The organism is Nostoc sp. LEGE 06077 (genome assembly GCF_015207705.1).
Lineage (GTDB): Bacteria > Cyanobacteriota > Cyanobacteriia > Cyanobacteriales > Nostocaceae > Nostoc_B.
Genome location: NZ_JADEWI010000004.1, coordinates 106,137 through 123,166, shown reverse-complemented (window position 1 = coordinate 123,166; position 17,030 = coordinate 106,137). Strand labels below are relative to the sequence as shown.

Annotated in this window: 12 protein-coding genes and 1 tRNA gene; 6 read left to right on the top strand and 7 right to left on the bottom strand. The window is 40.1% G+C overall.

Features of this window, described 5'->3' with window-relative positions; translation table 11 throughout:
• Positions 1-3 precede the first annotated feature (3 nt).
• Both IQ244_RS04445 and IQ244_RS04440 read right to left on the bottom strand, forming a co-directional pair.
• Complete coding sequence (locus IQ244_RS04445; RefSeq protein WP_193890224.1) at positions 4-1,482, bottom strand: NB-ARC domain-containing protein; 1,479 nt, start codon at positions 1,480-1,482, stop codon at positions 4-6.
• A gap of 31 nt (positions 1,483-1,513) precedes the next feature.
• On the bottom strand, positions 1,514-3,229 hold the full coding sequence (locus IQ244_RS04440; protein ID WP_193890222.1) for an ATP-dependent nuclease: 1,716 nt from the start codon (positions 3,227-3,229) through the stop codon (positions 1,514-1,516).
• A gap of 343 nt (positions 3,230-3,572) precedes the next feature.
• On the opposite strand from IQ244_RS04440, the gene IQ244_RS04435 reads away from it, so the two are divergent.
• On the top strand, positions 3,573-6,065 hold the full coding sequence (locus IQ244_RS04435) for a VIT domain-containing protein (RefSeq protein WP_193890220.1): 2,493 nt from the start codon (positions 3,573-3,575) through the stop codon (positions 6,063-6,065).
• A gap of 47 nt (positions 6,066-6,112) precedes the next feature.
• On the opposite strand, the gene IQ244_RS04430 is transcribed toward IQ244_RS04435, so the two are convergent.
• The 3 genes from IQ244_RS04430 to IQ244_RS04420 form a co-directional block, all read right to left on the bottom strand.
• A complete protein-coding gene (locus tag IQ244_RS04430) occupies positions 6,113-8,320 on the bottom strand; it encodes a dynamin family protein (protein ID WP_193890218.1) in 2,208 nt (735 codons plus the stop codon).
• Between the two features lie 162 nt (positions 8,321-8,482).
• Positions 8,483-10,564, bottom strand: coding sequence for a dynamin family protein (locus tag IQ244_RS04425; protein ID WP_193890217.1), 2,082 nt, complete (start codon positions 10,562-10,564; stop codon positions 8,483-8,485).
• A gap of 16 nt (positions 10,565-10,580) precedes the next feature.
• The gene (locus IQ244_RS04420) at positions 10,581-10,907 is read right to left on the bottom strand and encodes a DUF3040 domain-containing protein (RefSeq protein ID WP_193890215.1); all 327 of its coding nucleotides are present in this window, start codon (positions 10,905-10,907) and stop codon (positions 10,581-10,583) included.
• Between the two features lie 520 nt (positions 10,908-11,427).
• Between IQ244_RS04420 and IQ244_RS04415 the strand changes: the two genes are divergently transcribed.
• From IQ244_RS04415 to IQ244_RS04405, 3 genes are all read left to right on the top strand, one after another.
• Positions 11,428-12,402, top strand: a complete 975-nt coding sequence (locus IQ244_RS04415) for a cysteine synthase A (RefSeq protein ID WP_193890213.1) — start codon at positions 11,428-11,430, stop codon at positions 12,400-12,402.
• 53 nt (positions 12,403-12,455) lie between these two features.
• Complete coding sequence (locus IQ244_RS04410) at positions 12,456-12,788, top strand: (2Fe-2S) ferredoxin domain-containing protein (RefSeq protein ID WP_193890211.1); 333 nt, start codon at positions 12,456-12,458, stop codon at positions 12,786-12,788.
• 215 nt (positions 12,789-13,003) lie between these two features.
• The gene (locus tag IQ244_RS04405; RefSeq protein WP_193890209.1) at positions 13,004-13,828 is read left to right on the top strand and encodes a DUF5331 domain-containing protein; all 825 of its coding nucleotides are present in this window, start codon (positions 13,004-13,006) and stop codon (positions 13,826-13,828) included.
• A gap of 471 nt (positions 13,829-14,299) precedes the next feature.
• Here the strand turns inward: IQ244_RS04405 and IQ244_RS04400 are convergent.
• Positions 14,300-14,373 (bottom strand) — tRNA-Val (locus tag IQ244_RS04400).
• 64 nt (positions 14,374-14,437) lie between these two features.
• Positions 14,438-15,523, bottom strand: a complete 1,086-nt coding sequence (pdxA, locus tag IQ244_RS04395; protein WP_193890207.1) for a 4-hydroxythreonine-4-phosphate dehydrogenase PdxA — start codon at positions 15,521-15,523, stop codon at positions 14,438-14,440.
• A 215-nt stretch (positions 15,524-15,738) separates the two neighbouring features.
• On the opposite strand from pdxA, the gene IQ244_RS04390 reads away from it, so the two are divergent.
• Positions 15,739-15,843, top strand: coding sequence for a PetM family cytochrome b6-f complex subunit 7 (locus IQ244_RS04390; RefSeq protein WP_193890205.1), 105 nt, complete (start codon positions 15,739-15,741; stop codon positions 15,841-15,843).
• A 164-nt stretch (positions 15,844-16,007) separates the two neighbouring features.
• The gene (locus IQ244_RS04385; RefSeq protein ID WP_193890203.1) at positions 16,008-16,997 is read left to right on the top strand and encodes an SDR family oxidoreductase; all 990 of its coding nucleotides are present in this window, start codon (positions 16,008-16,010) and stop codon (positions 16,995-16,997) included.
• Positions 16,998-17,030: the final 33 nt, after the last annotated feature.

Here is a 17,030-nt window from a genome sequence, read left to right as displayed (position 1 = left end):
TTATTATCCTAATCGGTTAATAATTGTTGTGATATTACAAGCAATATAACCAATTGCTAAAGGGGATTTATCATTTAAAAGTAATAAAATTTGTTGAAGATTCTGTACGAGATTTGCCCCATAAATCTGCCAGAGTTTTTCTTGTAGTTGATGTAAGATGCGATCGCCGACAATATCATCACTACCCGGACGTAATAACCAATGGGTTCGCAAAATTTTAAAATCAGAGATATCTTGACTCTGCATCACCTGAATTATCTCTTGAGTTGCACGTTCTACTAATTCATCAGTAATAATTTTCATCACCAGTGGTTGTAAGGTAAAAGCAGGTTCACCACTACAGATCCATTTTTCTAAAAGCGATCGCTTTTCCAAACTGATAATTGCTGCTAAAACTGTGGCAGGATCAAGAGAAATAAGTAAATGAGTTTGCAATCGGCTAAAAGAAATTGGTTGTTGCCAAATTGCTAACCAATAGAGAATACTTTGTTCTAAATCACACAGTTGCTCAAACTGTTGCTTGAAGATACCACGCAAGCGATCGCCAATCACTATCGTATTTTGACTGAGAAATCCGGCAATATTCCCACCAAACACCGACTGAATCAATGGGGTGACAAGTTTCAGTGCTAAAGGATTGCCGCGATAAAGTTGAATCAAGGTTGATAATCCGAGTTCCTTACCTGTGAATCCTCTGGCTTGCAATAGTTCTACAGCCTCGGCTTTTGCTAATCCCGTTAACGTGAGACTGCGAACAGTTTTAGTATTTGACTCAATGATGTTTGGTTGTTCTCGACTGGTGAGGATAATGCAACCTTGATGATGAGCGCGGCTTAATTGCTGGATAAATTGATGATAGTGCTTCTCTGACTCATCCAACCCATCCAGAATCAACAAACACCGACGCTGTTGCAGATGGTGGATGAGTTTTGCTGTATCTTGGGGAATATCATTAACAGTATTTTGCTCAAAGGTGTTGAGAAGCCCATCTAGCAGGGAAACTAGGGATGGTGAAGAATCAAGCGATTTCCAAATTAAGCCATCAAATTGTAACTGAAGGCGGTCGGCTAAAGCGAGAGCCAGAGCAGTTTTCCCAATGCCAGCAATACCTGTAATAGTGACTATTTTACAGCGATGGGCTATAGTCCATTGCTCTACCTGAGCTAATTCCTGGATGCGTCCATAAAAACTTTCAATATCAGGTGCTTCATCCCAATCGAGGTATTGCGTAGAGAGTTCCTCGGAATCTGCATCAGGTATTTCTGCGATCGCTTCCCAATTGTTAATCCCAACAGCCTGACAGATAGCGATGAAAATTTCTCGCTGAATGCGATCGGCCTGCCAAAATCGCCGTAAAGTAGCTCTAGAAGTATGAGCATCTTGCCACCAACGAGCCGTGCTAGTTTTCGTCCAGCCAAGACGTTTTCGCGCCTTGTCTACAATTACCAGTCCAGTTGTTGATGCTTTGAGCGAGTTTGACATATATCTGTTATTTTCGATATTTGTGCCATTATTAAGTTTTTGCTTCTACAAGATGATCATGGATTGTTTTGATAAACTGCCAAGGATATTCACTTTCATTAACATTAAGTCTTGGAAGCAGTTGTAAGGCTTGTGTAATCCATCCTTTTTTGTCAGTTGTGTATGGAATACCTTGTTGTGTTAGCATTGACTCCAACTCACCACACGGATTGATAAATAGTCCTTTTTGAGCGCAAGTTTGCCATAAAGTATCGAACTCTGATTGTAGCTTTGCAGGTAGAGCTTCACGACCTCTCGCCTTAAAATCCTTCCAATTTTTTGTAGTGTCTGCAATCTCTTTGAATCTGCTCTCAAGTTGCCTTAATAATTTTTCTTTTTCAGATGTAGATTTTTCCTCTGAGGTAAATAATTTATTTTGCATCTCATTAACAGAGATTATTAGTTCTTTCATTTGCTCTTGCACTTTCGCTAATCTCTCATTAGCAGGAATTTCTTTAGCTGCTTCTGCAATCTTTTGACGAATATTCAACGAATTCTGAATTTCTTCTTGACTAAGTTGTAAAGATTTTAAATGCTTTTCAAATTCTGCATGATTATTTAACACATCAAAATCAACAATTCCTACACAACGTACTCCCATTCGTTGGTAAGTTTCAGTGATTCGTGAAACAGTCTGCTTGTTATCTGCATTGACAAAATGAAAGTCAATGTCATTCCTAAATTTATTGCAGGCAGTCTGGTAAAAACGTGCATCACTATCAGCCTCCACTACAACTACACCCGTATAGAAAAGTCCATCAAGAACACGCGCTGAACTTAGTAGAGGATCTTTAACTAATTCTTGTAAGTCATTTGGGTTAAGTGTATGGAAAAAGTTAGTTTTATCCTTCCGATCAATACGGATAATAGTTATATCAGTTGTCTTGCTTAAAATACCACGCAGCAAGTCGGTGCTGTGTGTAGCTAAAATAATTTGGCGAGAACTATTGGCTTGCTCCGCTAAAAATTCACCTATACGAAAAGCTTGAGGTGGATGCAGAAAAGACTCTGGTTCATCAATTAAAAACACATTTCGTTTAATTGCTAATAACGCAGTTAAAATTCCTACAAAACTCCTAATTCCATCACCTTGTTCATCTAACTTGTCATACTGACTCATAATTGGTTTAGCATCTCTTGGATCTGGAGGAACACTACTAAAGCTATCTCCTACCCGAAGAAGCAATCGCTGGAGTACAGTAAAGTCCAATTTTATCTCTTTTCCAAAGGCACGTTTTACTAATCCATTTATAGAAATTTCTAAAGGACTCCCCGCATTATAAAGGGCTTGCAGTAAGTTGGCCTCTTGCTTATCATGTTCTGCACTAGCACACTTTTTCACCAACTGAAGACGGTGTTCTGTAGTTAGAAAGGCAACCATAGCCTTACCAAATTGCTGAACAAACTGGAACTTGTCTGTAATAAGCATCTGAAAATTTTGTTCATACCAAGTAGGCCAATCTATCCCGCCACTATGATATTCTTGGCAAAGTTCAGGGGCTAATGTACGAAATATCCATTGATAATTTTCATCTAGATATCGCTCTATACTGTATGCTTCACGGAATTCTTGCAAGCTAGATGGAGATGTCCATTCAACATCATTAACAACAATTCCAGGTAAAGAAGTTTCTTGTGTTGTTTTCCCAGCAATATCTTTCAATACACGACTCTTTCCTGCATTGTTAGGGCCAATTATTACTGTCATGTTTCCTGGTATGATTTCTGAGCCATCATTGAATACAATGCGGTTAAGTCTGTAAGTGTACATACGATAATCAATAAACTCTACAGTAATATTTGTGTAGTCTAGCAGCTACTTAATTCTGATTGCTCCGAATTTTACCATAGAGGATTTTTTTCATTGTCATATTAAAAAATTCAACAACTAATAATACTGATAATTCTGAAGGTCATTTAAAATACTCTTGATTACGCTAAGTTCATTACTTAGCTGCTCACTGAGCATCGACTGAACACAAAACTGAGCATATCTGCCGAGTAAACGCGCCTACTCTAGAGACATAACAAAACAGCGTGAGGTAACAGATATGACTCAAACTATAGAACGTCAAGCTGGTGGCTTATATGTTCAAACGCCTGAACAACAGCAAATTGCTTTCCCCCTGAAACACACTGAAGTACAAGCCAAAATTGCGGGGAATATCTCACGGGTGGAAGTTACCCAAAGCTTTGAAAATCCCTTTAAAACTACACTCGAAGCTGTCTATATTTTTCCATTACCGGATGAGGCGGCTGTTGATGATATGCTAATTCGGATTGGTGACAAGACTATTAAAGGTAGTATTAAAAAACGCCAAGAAGCACAGCAAATCTACGAGCAAGCGAAGCAGCAAGGACGCACCGCCGGACTGTTGGAACAGGAACGGGACAACATTTTTACTCAATCCCTCGCCAACATTCAACCAGGTGAGCAAATTGATGTGATTATTTGCTACTCTGAAAGCTTGAAATTTACTGCGGGTAATTATGAGTTTGTTTTCCCGATGGTGGTTGCTCCCCGTTACGTTCCAGGGATACCAATTGAGGGAAATGCAGGTGGTGTCGGTTCGGCTACTGCACCGATGACGCAAAATCAAGATACGGATATAGTTCCCGATGGTTCACGGTTGAATGCACCTATCCTACCATCGGGTACTCGCTCCCCTCATGATATTAATGTGACTATAGAAATTGATGCGGGGGTTGAAGTTCAAAATGTCCAGTCTCCTTCTCACCAAATTCAGATAGCTTATGCAGGTAAGCGGGTGTTGGTGAAATTAGCCAGTGGGGACACAATTCCTAACAAAGACTTGATTTTACGCTATCAAGTAGCAGGCGACTCTACCCAAGTAACTGTACTCACCCAAGTTGATGAACGGGGGGGACACTTTGCACTATACTTAATTCCTGCGCTCCAATATCGTCCAGATCAGGTTGTCCCTAAAGATGTGGTGTTTCTCATTGATACATCTGGCTCACAGATGGGTGCGCCACTGATGCAATGTCAGGAATTGATGCGCCGCTTCATTAACGGACTTAATCCTGATGACACTTTTAGTATTATTGATTTCTCAGATACGACTCGGCAACTATCGCCTGTTCCCCTCGCCAACAATTCCCAAAATCGCACAAGAGCCATCAATTATATTAATCAATTGAGTGCTAATGGCGGAACGGAGATGTTATGCGGGATTCGTGCTGTCTTAAATTTCCCAGTCACAGATCCCGGACGGTTGCGGAGTATTGTACTGCTGACGGATGGTTATATCGGCAATGAAAACCAAATTCTCTCCGAAGTGCAACAACATCTCCAACCAGGAAATCGCCTCTATAGTTTTGGTGCGGGTAGTTCGGTGAATCGTTTTTTACTCAACCGCATTGCAGAATTAGGACGAGGTATGTCTCGCATCATTCGCCATGATGAACCAACTGATGAGGTAGTCGAAAAATTCTACTGTCAAATCAACAATCCTGTTCTGGCTAACATTAATTTGCAATGGGAAGGTGATGGCGATTCCCCAATTATCTATCCTTGTACCCCACCAGATTTGTTTGCAGAACAGCCGTTAGTGTTATTTGGTAAAAAGCCAGATGGACGTGCGGGGAAATTGCATATTACGGGAATGGCTGCGGGTGGTACACGTTATCAGCATACCTTTGACTTGAACTTTGAGGCAACTGGTAATTGTGCGTTAGCGAAGCTTTCCGGAGGAATCGCTCAACTTTGGGGACGTTCCCGTATTAAGGAATTGATGAATCAGATGGTGAGTGGTGAAACTAAGCTGGGTGTGGAAACAGTGACGGATACGGCTTTGACTTATCAATTGTTATCGCAATATACAGCTTTTGTAGTGGTGAGTGATGATGTGCGAGTTGATTCGCGTCAGGGTTCAGTTTCGGTGCAAGTACCTGTAGAAATGGCTGAAGGTATCAGTTATCAAGGTATTTTTGGGAGTGCTGTTAGTGCTGTTACGCCTCCTCCCATGATGGCAAATATGCTATCTCCTGCACCTGAGTTTTTGCAACGTAAACGAAGCCAATTATCTCCAGGCGCACCGGAAGCGGAGAGTTTTCTGTTTGAACCACCTCCAGTAATCACACCAAGTGAAGAACTGGAAATTGAATTATCATACGGTTCTTTCGATGATATTTTTGAGGAAGCACCACCGCCAAAAGTATCACGTTATGAAGAACAGTATCGTGCTTTTGATGAAAGTCTTGAGGATGAAGAACCCTTTTTAGCGGAAATTGCACCTGTCAAGCATCTAGCGGTTATTAGTGTGACAGGATTGGATCAGCAGATGATTGCACTGCTAACTCAGTATTTAGAATCTCTCCCATTACATACCGTTGTCAATGGCGATTTAGTGTTTGAGTTGCAGATAAATAAGGGACGAGTCAGACAGGTGGTGTTAGATGAGCAGGCTTCCACTTTTAAGGAACAGGCGGTAATTGATATTATCAGGCGATCGCTTGTCTCTTGGCGCATCCCTCAAATGCTCACAGCTAAGGTGTATATCACACTGCGATCGCAAGCATAATCCAAAACTATACCGGGTTTATCCCGGTTTTTTCTTTCCCCACGCCCCTAATTCTTATTAGACAAAACTGTATAAGCCTCATTAAACAAACGCATTTTTTCTTGCGCTTGTTTTTGCATCTGGGGTTGGTTGACAAATAAGTCTGGATGCCATTTTTTTACTAAAGTTTTATAAGCCTGTTTGATATCAGCAAACGTAGCATCTTGTGGTACACCTAAAATTTTATAGGCGCGAGTAATTTTCTCTTTTTCAGTTTGGCTTTGAGGTGGTTTAGTTGCTTGGGTATTTTGATTTGTCTGCTGCTTGTTATTTTGAAAACCAGGAGAACCCATTTGAGCTTTTATCCGCGCAATTTCTTCATCCATTTCCCAGTTACGAAACTTCGCTTCTACCTCTGCGGGATTGGGTAAAGGTGCAGTTTTTGGTGGTGAATAAACTTGCTGTTTGGGAGGTTCAACTTTTTTCTCAGTAGTTTTGGCTTGATTTTCCGGTTGTAGGGTACGTATATAAACTTGTTCTTGCTGTCGATGAGATTTTTGTTGAGGTTGAATAACTTTTGGATTTTCTTGATAAGGTTGATAATTAGTAGCAATTTTAGCCTTTTCTAACTCACTTAGTAATTGATTAAATCCCTGTTGCAGTTGTCGTAATTCTGCACGTTTTTTAGTTATTTCTTGAGATTCTTCAGGTACTTGAAAGTAAATTACTTTTTCAGCTTGGCGCTCAAATTCAGATAATATTGATAAAGCTTGGCTACTAAATTGAGATAAATAATCTTCAGTTGCATTTATGCAAAGTTTCGCAACTTGTTGATGATATGATTCATTGGTTGATTTTTCTTCTTGCTTTTGAATATTTTTATTTAATATATATGAAATACTTCCAACCACAGCCGCACCAACAGGGCCACCTAATAACCAACCAATTCCACCACCTACTGCGACTGCTCCCGGTTCACTTAACAGTTCATTAATATCTGACTTCGGCGGTAAAGTAATTTGCGGTTCTGGAGGAAAAGAAATTAATAAATCTTCAGGGCGTTCTTCTTTGAAGAAATCATACGCTTGATATAGCCATTTCATTACAGCTAACTGTAACTCTGTTAAGTCTTTTTTAAAATTAGTAATTTGCCAATATTTAAACTTATTTTCTGCCAATGCAACAGCTGCATCAGCTTGATATTTAGCTAGTAATTTTGATAAAGATAACCAATCACGTAATTCAGAGATACTAGTATTAAAGCCTTGGTAGATAAGATTTTTGGCTTTTTGTTTAATTTCTATTTTGGCATTATATTTATCATCAACAGCTTTAAATTCGTTAGCGATGGGGTCAATTTTATTTTTTAATGATAATTGAATTTGGGATGCGATCGCCTGCACTCTCGGCAACCTCACACTACCCCGATTTTGTTGTAAAATACCCACAATATTTTGCAGTGCCGTTTCAAACGCAACTAACCCACTACTACTAGCCTCCGCTACATCACCCTTTAACCTAGCGCGTAAAGCAGGTAAAGCATCAACCCGATATAAATTACTAAAACCTGGGGGTAATTCGGCGCGAAAACTTTCAGCAACAAATAACAAGCGGTTCTGCACTTGCTTTTGTTCTTCTGGTTCTAGTAAGTTGAGAAAATTCGCCACAAAAATAACAGTTTTAATTCCCCTATCTAATAACCAATCGCGTAAATTTTCTCGTTCACCTAAAGTCATCAACTTACGTGCATCTAGTAATTGCACAACTAAATCTGCACCTAATAATTTTTCTCTCACTAAATTATCTTGTTCATCTCTATCATTCGTTCCTGGTAAATCAAGAAACTCTACACCAGTTTCTAAAAAAGTGTGGGGACAAAAAACCTCTACCGATGCGACATCTTTTCGCATCTGTCTATTGTTATCAAGAATCGCAAATTGTTGTAAAACTTCTGTGCCATTGCGATATACTTCTGTCCCATCCGTCAACATGATGCGAGTGCGGACATTACTACCATATTTAACAGTAATCGCCGCGCCTGTTGTGGGAATTAAATCAATTGGTAATGTGCGCGTTCCTAAGATTGCATTTAATAAGGTAGACTTGCCATGATTAAACGGGCCAAATACCGCAATTCTAAAGTTAGGGTTAGTTAGATAATTGCAGATGGAATTTATATCTTGATATAGTGGCGATGTGCGTTCTAAGTTGAGTAATTCAGATGCAGATTTGAGAGATGTTGCTAAATTTTTGTAAGTTTCATCTGGATTTGGCATATTTCCCTAATTATTGTCTGCATCTAGATTTAGTGTAGCTTTGTTTTAACCTTAAGGTGCGGGGTTCTCCACGTTAACCAAACTTCGGTAGGGGAGGTTTTTTAATAATTTAGGATCATAATTAAACCACAGATACATCAATCTGTGGTCTAATTATCTAACTTAACTATAGTAAGTGAGTAGATTACTATAAGAAGCCTCTATTTTTTGCAATTGAGATATTACATCTTCTTGCAAGGTTTTTAAACGCTTTAACTCAGTTTCTCGATTAATTTCTCGTGTTTGTTTCTGCTTGACTAAATTATCTAATTCAGATTTACGAGAAGTAATATCATCGTTAATGCGTTGACTCACTTCTTTTTCGTAAGAGTCAAAACACTCTTTAACTGCATTGTATACAGTTTGTGATTGTTCATGAGCAACTTGTGGTAAGTATCTAACTAACTCTTTTTTGGCAGTTTTAACTAACTCTTTACGTGCTTGATCTGCTTGCAAAAAGCCTACACCTAAGCCGAGGAATGCAAAACCAATTGGCCCAAGTAGAACGCCTGTAACTGCTGTGATTACGCCGCCGATTCCAATTACAGTAAAGTAATTCAGCAGGATATTTTTCCAATCAAATCCTGCGCCAGCTAATGCTACTCCCGCTAAATTACCTTTAGTTAAAGATAATAATCCCATTGCCCATTTTGCCCAACCTGGAGATTTATCATCTTCTGGGGAAGTATGAGCATTAAGATTAACTTTTTGTCCTGTGAGTTTTTCGGTAATTTCGTCAGTGATTTTGTTGTATGATGCCCCATATTGTGCCGCACTGCGAGATAGCTTTTTAAATGCTGCATCAATATCTTTTTCAGCAGTTAAAGTCCAAGCCGCAGATTTATCGGTAATATATTGTTCAAAGGCTTTTTGTAGTGCGGTATTAAAGGCCTCACGTTTACCATTACTAAGAAAATCTAACAGATTTAGCTCTGGTTGATAGCGCAAGAAATCAGTTTCAAATGTATTACCTAAGTTTAAAACATAGCTGCGAAATGATTCTGATATGGTTCGCGCTTGTGTATCTCTGGTGTTAATGATTTCTTTTTGGAATTGATCGCGGATACCAGTGAGTTTGTTAAACTCTGGTTCTACTGACTCAATGCGTTTCTTGAGTTCGTCTACATCTTGGTCGAGTAAAGGTATGCGTCTAGCGATGGCTTCTTGGGTATGGTTACAGGCTTGTCTGGCTAAAGTTCTTACTTGACGGAGTTCTGCGATCGCCCTTTCTCTGGTAAGAAAAGTATTAATAGCACCCATAAACTCTGGAAAGCCAGTCCCACTCAAATCAGCCTGGGGATTCTTCAACCGCCTTCTCAATGCTTGGATGGAAGAAACTTCAAACACTCGCTCATCATAAATATCTTGACCGTCTACATAACAATAATCAACTAAATTGGCTTTAAATACTTGTCTGAGCCTATCTTCTGCTGCTTTTAGTTCTGCTGTATCATCGGGATCAATCAATGATTCTTTTACCTGATCCCACGCATTAATTAAGAAGAAAACTGATAAACCTCGACCTTTAATATAATTTTCTAAATAGCGTCGCTCTCCTAAAGTACAAGGCTGGGAAGCTCTCATGACAAATAAAATTGCATGACAGTTATTCACATAACCTAAAGATAATTCATTGCGTGCTTCGGTATCATTCAATCCAGGACTATCAACAATTTCAATTCCCTTTTCGAGTAATGCTAAAGGATACTCCACAACAGCATAATCAACATCAGGAAATGCTGGTTTTTTCTCTTGCTCTAATTTTTTGGCTTCTGCCGGATCAATAGTATATTTATATTTAAAACTCTGAAAATCTAGCTGCTGTGGGCTTTTCCCATCATTAAAATGAATGGTAACTCTCTTTTCGGGGCCGTAACGTAAAATTGTTAATACTGCGGTACAAGGATTAACATCACTCGGTAAAAGGTTTTCCCCAATCAAAGCATTCAAAAATGTACTTTTACCGCGCTTCATATCGCCTAATACTAAAAGGCGAAACACACCTTGACGCAGATTTTTACTAGCTAATGCAATATCTTCAATATTGCGTTCTAAACTCAACTTTCCTGATGAAGAGTCTCCCGCCAACTCTGCTTTTGTAATTGTTTCAGCCAGATTATTCAAATATATTGAAATATCAGACCTGACTTGAGCAACTCGCTCTAAATCTTTGAGAAATTGGTCAGTTAATACTTGATTACTCATGATAATAATACTCTAATTAAGAATTCTTTTTTGGAGATTCAAAAAATAGTTTGTAAGACATCCATACAAGTGCTGCAACAATAATTACACCAGCAACGGCTGAGGCTATTTTGGCTGCAACTAGTACCACAACACCCAAAGCAAACAACTTTCCCGCGAGGATAGCTTTTTTTACCCAAGGTTTTTGAGAATCTTCTGGCTGATGCTTCACAGTTTGATGAAAAGGTGCTTGAAAACCGTGAATGTCAGTTTCTATTTCTCGAAGTCGTAATTCAACTTCCCTTTCGCGCAGTATACGTTCTCGCTGTTCTAGTTCTTGACGGCGATCTTCTTCAGATTTCATCAGTATTTACTCCGTTGAGAACAAAGAAATGATATCGACATTCAAAAGTTAGTCACTGTGTATGTTAACTTACAATAAACTTTATAAACTCCAGTAATATTACGGCTTTGAGCGCAATGGCTTATTCAACTCAAGTTAAAAGTTATCTTCCATAAAATCTCTTGTCATTCCAGAAATTTTTGCTAATAACAAGAATGATGCCCTTATTCTTACTTTTTATTTAGGAGTATTTTTTTACTTAAGTGTTTCAATATAAAAGGCTAGCTAATTGACCGCAAGCATCACCGGGTCTATATTTATTGTTCTGGCGTACCTGTAAAAATTTTACAAAATCCTGCAACTGTCAGTGGTGAACCTGTATTACCTAGGTTTGTGTTGAATTTAAGTAAGATTTGGTAGTAATTATTGCATCACAATTGAATTTTTCTATTGTTTGACTAGAAAATCCATATAGAAGCCGTAAATTCTACAACCGCCATAAGCCAAAATTTTTATAGGGAAGAATTCAAGCAGATTGAAAATGGACATCAAAAACGGTTTCATTGGCGCAGTGGGTAATACACCTTTAATTCGTTTAAACAGTTTTAGTGAAGAAACAGGATGCGAAATTCTAGCTAAGGCAGAGTATCTCAACCCTGGTGGTTCTGTCAAAGACCGCGCAGCACTATATATCATTGAAGATGCGGAAGCAAAAGGTTTACTCAAACCCGGTGGTACTGTAGTAGAGGGAACCGCTGGTAACACGGGTATTGGACTGGCGCATATTTGTAACGCCAAAGGCTACAAATGCCTAATCATCATTCCGAATACCCAGTCCCAAGAAAAAATCGATGCACTGACCGCATTAGGCGCGGAAGTTCGTCCTGTCCCCGCCGTCCCCTATAAAGACCCCAATAACTACGTCAAGTTATCTGGTAGAGTCGCCGCTGAGTTAGATAATGCCATTTGGGCAAATCAATTTGATAATTTAGCTAATCGCCATGCTCACTACGAAACTACAGGACCAGAAATTTGGACACAGACAGATGGTAAAATAGACGGATGGGTAGCGGCAACTGGTACAGGTGGAACCTTTGCTGGTGTGGCGTTGTACCTGAAATCAAAAAATCCGGCGGTTAAATGTGTTGTTGCCGATCCTTTAGGTAGTGGACTTTATAGCTATATCAAAACTGGTGAAATCCATCTAGAAGGGAATTCTATTACTGAAGGCATTGGGAACAGTCGAATTACAGCAAATATGGAAGGCGCACCTGCTGATGATGCCATCCAAATAGATGACACAGAAGCTTTGCGCGTCGTTTACCAATTGCTACGGAAAGATGGCCTCTTTATGGGTGGCTCGACAGGTATTAATGTGGCTGCGGCGGTTGCTTTGGCAAAACAATTAGGCCCTGGACATACGATTGTTACTATCCTCTGTGATAGTGGTTCCCGCTATCAATCACGCATATTTAATAGTGATTGGCTGGCCTCTAAAGGGTTATCAGTAAATTAGTCAATGGTTAATAGTCAATGGTCAAATGACCATTGACAAAGGACAAAGGACAAATGACAAACATAACTCAACCATCTAACTTAGTAGCCACTAGCCAAATATCTACCCACAGATGTGTGCGGGTGTGCCAAAATCGCACCTGTAAAAAGCAAGGCGCGGCTAAGGTTTTAGCAGCGTTGACAAATTTACCAGTTCCAGATGTGACTGTAACAGCAAGTAGCTGTTTAGGACAATGCGGTAACGGGCCAATGGTGCTGGTTCTACCTGATATGGTCTGGTATAGCGGTGTTCAACCCCATGAAATACCTCTATTGGTAGAACAACATTTACGATGTGGTGAAAGAGTCAAACAGATGCTTTATTATCGGTTTGATCCCCAGGAATAAATTCAGAATAAAGGAGTCTAAATTCTCAATTCAGAATTACTCCTGATAAAAGAAAAATTTCTGTTTTCACTCCGCCCTAAAACAGCGATAAAAATTTCATCAATCCAGAATTAAGCAAGCATAGTCATTATTTTGAATTCTTGCTTCTAAGTTCTGAGTTCTTTTTATTTAAAACAACCAGGTCTGCACTATTTTTGACTCAAGAGAGGCATCCGATGAATATTCAGCAGCTACGTCAATCATTGAAAATGAAGTGGCTGGGTTACTATAAACAAAATCGCCCCTGGCTAGTAAAAATGCGAGTGTGGGGAAATTATAATGGCCTGCGACGACCATCATCTGGCTTTATGTTGGCAACTTTATCGGTTTTAGAGCCAGAGTTTGAGCAAATGCTGAGTTTTATGATGGATCTGAATAATAATCCTGATGACATAGTTACAGCTTTGGGATTGAACTTCAATCCCGATGAAGAGTTACGTTTGACCAACTTAGATGATGCTGTTGCTATAAACCAGAGTCAGAGCGAGTTTACGGAGCAAACATCTCTTGAGGAAAAACCAGTGCGATCGCTCGCTACTGCTAACGATATCATTTCGCAATCTCCAGCGACAATCCAACACCCCGAAAACATCGCCTCAGATTTGCCACAGGCACACAAACCTTTACCAGCCTTTGCATTTGCTACTAAAGTAACTCTCAAATCTTCTAGTAAATCACCCCAAAACCAACCCATATCATCTTTAGCCTGGGCTACAACAGTTCCCAGCAACGGTAAAACTATCGCGTTAGCAGTGGAACTCCCCAATCATCGTAAATTAATGCCCACAAGTGTTATGGTTTCTCGCCAGACAACAGTAGTAAGTCAAGTAAAAACCTCACCATCTTTGACTGTGAATACTGAAGTGTCTGCAAATGGCAAATCAGCAGAAAAATCGCCACCCCAAAACCCACCTAATAAAGCTCAACCTTTCCCTAGTACTAATGCCCGGAGTATAGCTTCTTGGGTAGATGAATTTTGTCAAGGTATGTACAGTGACTAATTATTTGTCGCGGTGACAAATAATTAGTCACTGTACATTCCAGGTACTGGGTGGGTTGAAAGACGCAGAGATAATACGCCAGCAGCAGTAAGCCCAGCCAGTGGCAACAACCTTCCAGGTACTGAGTGGGTTGAAAGATGAGATTGAGCAAATATGGAACTACGCCTTACCCTGGTGGCAATAACCTTCCAGGTACTGGATGGTTTGAAAGAGCCGATTTGTCTTTCTACGATTGCTGTGAAAGTAAGCTAAGTGGCAATAACCCTCCAGATACAAGATGGGTTATCATAATTTTGGTTAGGAAGGGTTGAAAGAGAGCGCTACGTTGACATGATAACTATAGTCTCTAAATAAATGGCATTAATCTGTCACTGGCACTTAAACGACATTAATTTGTCCCGACGACAATTAAATAGTTATAACGACACTAATCTTTCACCGACGACAAATAATTAGTCACTGTACAATAAATGGACGTAACTGGATTCGAACCAGTGACCTCTACGATGTCAACGTAGCGCTCTAACCAACTGAGCTATACGTCCTTAACCACACAATCGTCAATGTTAGCGTATATTTATCTAGCTAGTCAAGATTTAGGATATTTTTTTATAAATCATCCGGTTTTCTAGCACTAGCTAACTCAGCGGCTAATTGGATGGCGGCTTTCATACTGGTAGAGTCAGCAATGCCTTTACCTGCAATATCAAATGCTGTACCGTGGTCGGGTGAAGTGCGGACAAATGGTAAACCAATGGAAGTATTCACGGCGCGGTCAAAGGCCATGAGTTTGACTGGAATCAAGCCTTGGTCGTGGTAAAGTGCCAAGTAAGCATCGGCTGGATTCTGGATGGATGAATTACCATACCAAGCTTGACCCGGTTTCACCCACATTGTATCGGGCGGAATTGGCCCCTCTAACTGTAAGTGAGGGCGTTTTTGCTGTTCTTGGTGAAGCCAGGGAATGAGCCAATCTAATTCTTCACGCCCTAATTGTCCTTGTTCGCCACTGTGGGGATTTAAACCCGCGATCGCAATTCGCGGTTTACTAATGCCAAAATCTTGGTGCAAACACTCTACCAACAAATCTAGTTTTTTAGTTAATAACTGGGGTGTCAGCGCTTCTGCTACTTGACGCAGGGGAATATGTGTCGTAGCTAAGAGGGTGCGGAGTGTCCAACCAGTGTAAGGCGATCGCGCTACAAATAACATTCCATATCGCTCTACATTTGATTTTTCTGCCAACAGTTCGGTTTGTCCTGGATAGTTATACCCTGCGGCTTTCCAGGCAGATTTAGCGATGGGCGCTGTGACTATACCATCAAATTCACCTGCTAATGTTTGGGCGATCGCATATTCCATGTAAGCAAAACTCGCCGCACCACTCACCGCATTACCAACACCTGTGACAATCTCATCAAGATTTTGATTTAACTGCACATCCACAACTTTTAAGCTGTGAGGATTTGCCAATGCTACTAAATTACCCGACAAATTTAACTCGTCGTAAGTCTGCACCAGCCAATCCCAATTTCCGACAACTGTGATTTCACAATTTTGGCTAACTTCTGGTTCTGCCAAAGCCTTTAAAATTACTTCTGTGCCAATTCCGGCGGGATCTCCCAAAGTCAGTGCTAACCGCGGAAGACTTTCTTTGTGTGGTTTGACGATTAAGTTTTGCTCACTGTGATACATAGGACTACTTTATCTGGATATGGTACGGACTTCGCTTGATCCCTCAGCCCTAGGGATTAACCATCAAACTAGTTTAAAATTATTTACACAGGTTTAATTCAACAGTAGCTGTTGAGCAACTTCAAGTTTAATGGCAACAGACAGCCCAAAATATATGCAATCTCAAGCTTAGGCTTTAGAATTATTACAAACCTTCACAAAGGAGAAACATAATAATGGGTGGCGAAATTTTCAACGCAGCTTTTTTGTCTTTTGGTTTAATCTTCGTGGGTTGGGCTTTAGGCGCTTTATTGCTGAAAATTCAGGGTGCTGAAGAATAATCCCTCTGGAGTCTGACAAAATAGCGTGTCCGCTACAACGGACAACGCTGTTTTCACAATTCTCTAGTATTAATTAACTTCTAAGAAAAGTGTAAACTTTTGTTTACAGATATAATTCTGTTAAGATTCTTTTCATAAAACTTTAAGATTTAATACAAACCCTCATGACATTACTAATAGTCGGTGCCACTGGCACCTTGGGCAGACAAGTGGCTCGTCGGGCGATCGATGAGGGGTATAAAGTACGCTGTCTGGTTCGGAGTAGTAAAAAAGCGGCATTTCTCAAAGAGTGGGGCGCAGAACTTGTCCTAGGAGACTTGTGTTACCCAGAAACTCTTCCCCAGGCATTAGAAGGAGTAACCGCAATTATTGACGCGGCTACCTCGCGGGCTACTGATTCTTTAACTATCAAACAGGTGGACTGGGAAGGCCAAGTAGCATTAATCCAGGCAGCCAAAGCTGCAAATGTCGAGCGTTTTATCTTCTTTTCGATAATTGATGCCGATAAGTACCCAGAAGTCCCACTGATGGAAATTAAGCGGTGTACAGAAGTCTTTTTAGCTGAGTCTGGACTGAATTACACCATCTTACGTTTAGCTGGCTTCATGCAAGGGTTAATCGGTCAATATGGCATCCCGATTTTAGAAGCACAACCAGTTTGGGTAACTGGTGAGTCATCCCCAATAGCCTACATGGATACTCAAGATATTGCTAAATTTGCTGTGCGGGCGTTGAATGTGCCAGAAACACAAAAACAAGCTTTCCCGATAGTGGGGACTCGTGCTTGGAGTGCAGAAGAAATTATTAGCTTGTGTGAACGCTTGTCTGGGAAAGATGCCAAAGTTACACGGATGCCATTAAATTTATTGCGGGCTGTGCGCCGGTTTGTCCGGTTCTTTCAGTGGGGATGGAATGTAGCAGACAGGCTGGCATTTACAGAAGTTTTAGCCAGTGGTAAGTCATTAAATGCCTCAATGGATGAAGTATACAAAGTTTTTGGCTTAGACCCAAAAGAAACAACCACACTAGAAAGTTACTTACAAGAGTATTTTAGTAGAATTATGAAAAAGCTCAAAGAGCTAAATTACGAAAAAAACAAGACCAAAAAACAGAAAAACAAACGTTCGCCGTTTAAAAATGTCAATAGTCAATAGTCAATGGTCAATAGTGCTGATTAGAAAGTTCTG

Excerpts from the sequence above, each read along its gene's own strand:
- IQ244_RS04445 (WP_193890224.1), bottom strand. The coding sequence starts at position 1,482 with ATGTCAAACTCGCTCAAAGCATCAACAACTGGACTGGTAATTGTAGAC.
- IQ244_RS04440 (WP_193890222.1), bottom strand. The coding sequence starts at position 3,229 with ATGACAGTAATAATTGGCCCTAACAATGCAGGAAAGAGTCGTGTATTG.
- IQ244_RS04435 (WP_193890220.1), top strand. The coding sequence starts at position 3,573 with ATGACTCAAACTATAGAACGTCAAGCTGGTGGCTTATATGTTCAAACG.
- IQ244_RS04430 (WP_193890218.1), bottom strand. The coding sequence starts at position 8,320 with ATGCCAAATCCAGATGAAACTTACAAAAATTTAGCAACATCTCTCAAA.
- IQ244_RS04425 (WP_193890217.1), bottom strand. The coding sequence starts at position 10,564 with ATGAGTAATCAAGTATTAACTGACCAATTTCTCAAAGATTTAGAGCGA.
- IQ244_RS04420 (WP_193890215.1), bottom strand. The coding sequence starts at position 10,907 with ATGAAATCTGAAGAAGATCGCCGTCAAGAACTAGAACAGCGAGAACGT.
- IQ244_RS04415 (WP_193890213.1), top strand. The coding sequence starts at position 11,428 with ATGGACATCAAAAACGGTTTCATTGGCGCAGTGGGTAATACACCTTTA.
- IQ244_RS04410 (WP_193890211.1), top strand. The coding sequence starts at position 12,456 with ATGACAAACATAACTCAACCATCTAACTTAGTAGCCACTAGCCAAATA.
- IQ244_RS04405 (WP_193890209.1), top strand. The coding sequence starts at position 13,004 with ATGAATATTCAGCAGCTACGTCAATCATTGAAAATGAAGTGGCTGGGT.
- pdxA (WP_193890207.1), bottom strand. The coding sequence starts at position 15,523 with ATGTATCACAGTGAGCAAAACTTAATCGTCAAACCACACAAAGAAAGT.
- IQ244_RS04390 (WP_193890205.1), top strand. The coding sequence starts at position 15,739 with ATGGGTGGCGAAATTTTCAACGCAGCTTTTTTGTCTTTTGGTTTAATC.
- IQ244_RS04385 (WP_193890203.1), top strand. The coding sequence starts at position 16,008 with ATGACATTACTAATAGTCGGTGCCACTGGCACCTTGGGCAGACAAGTG.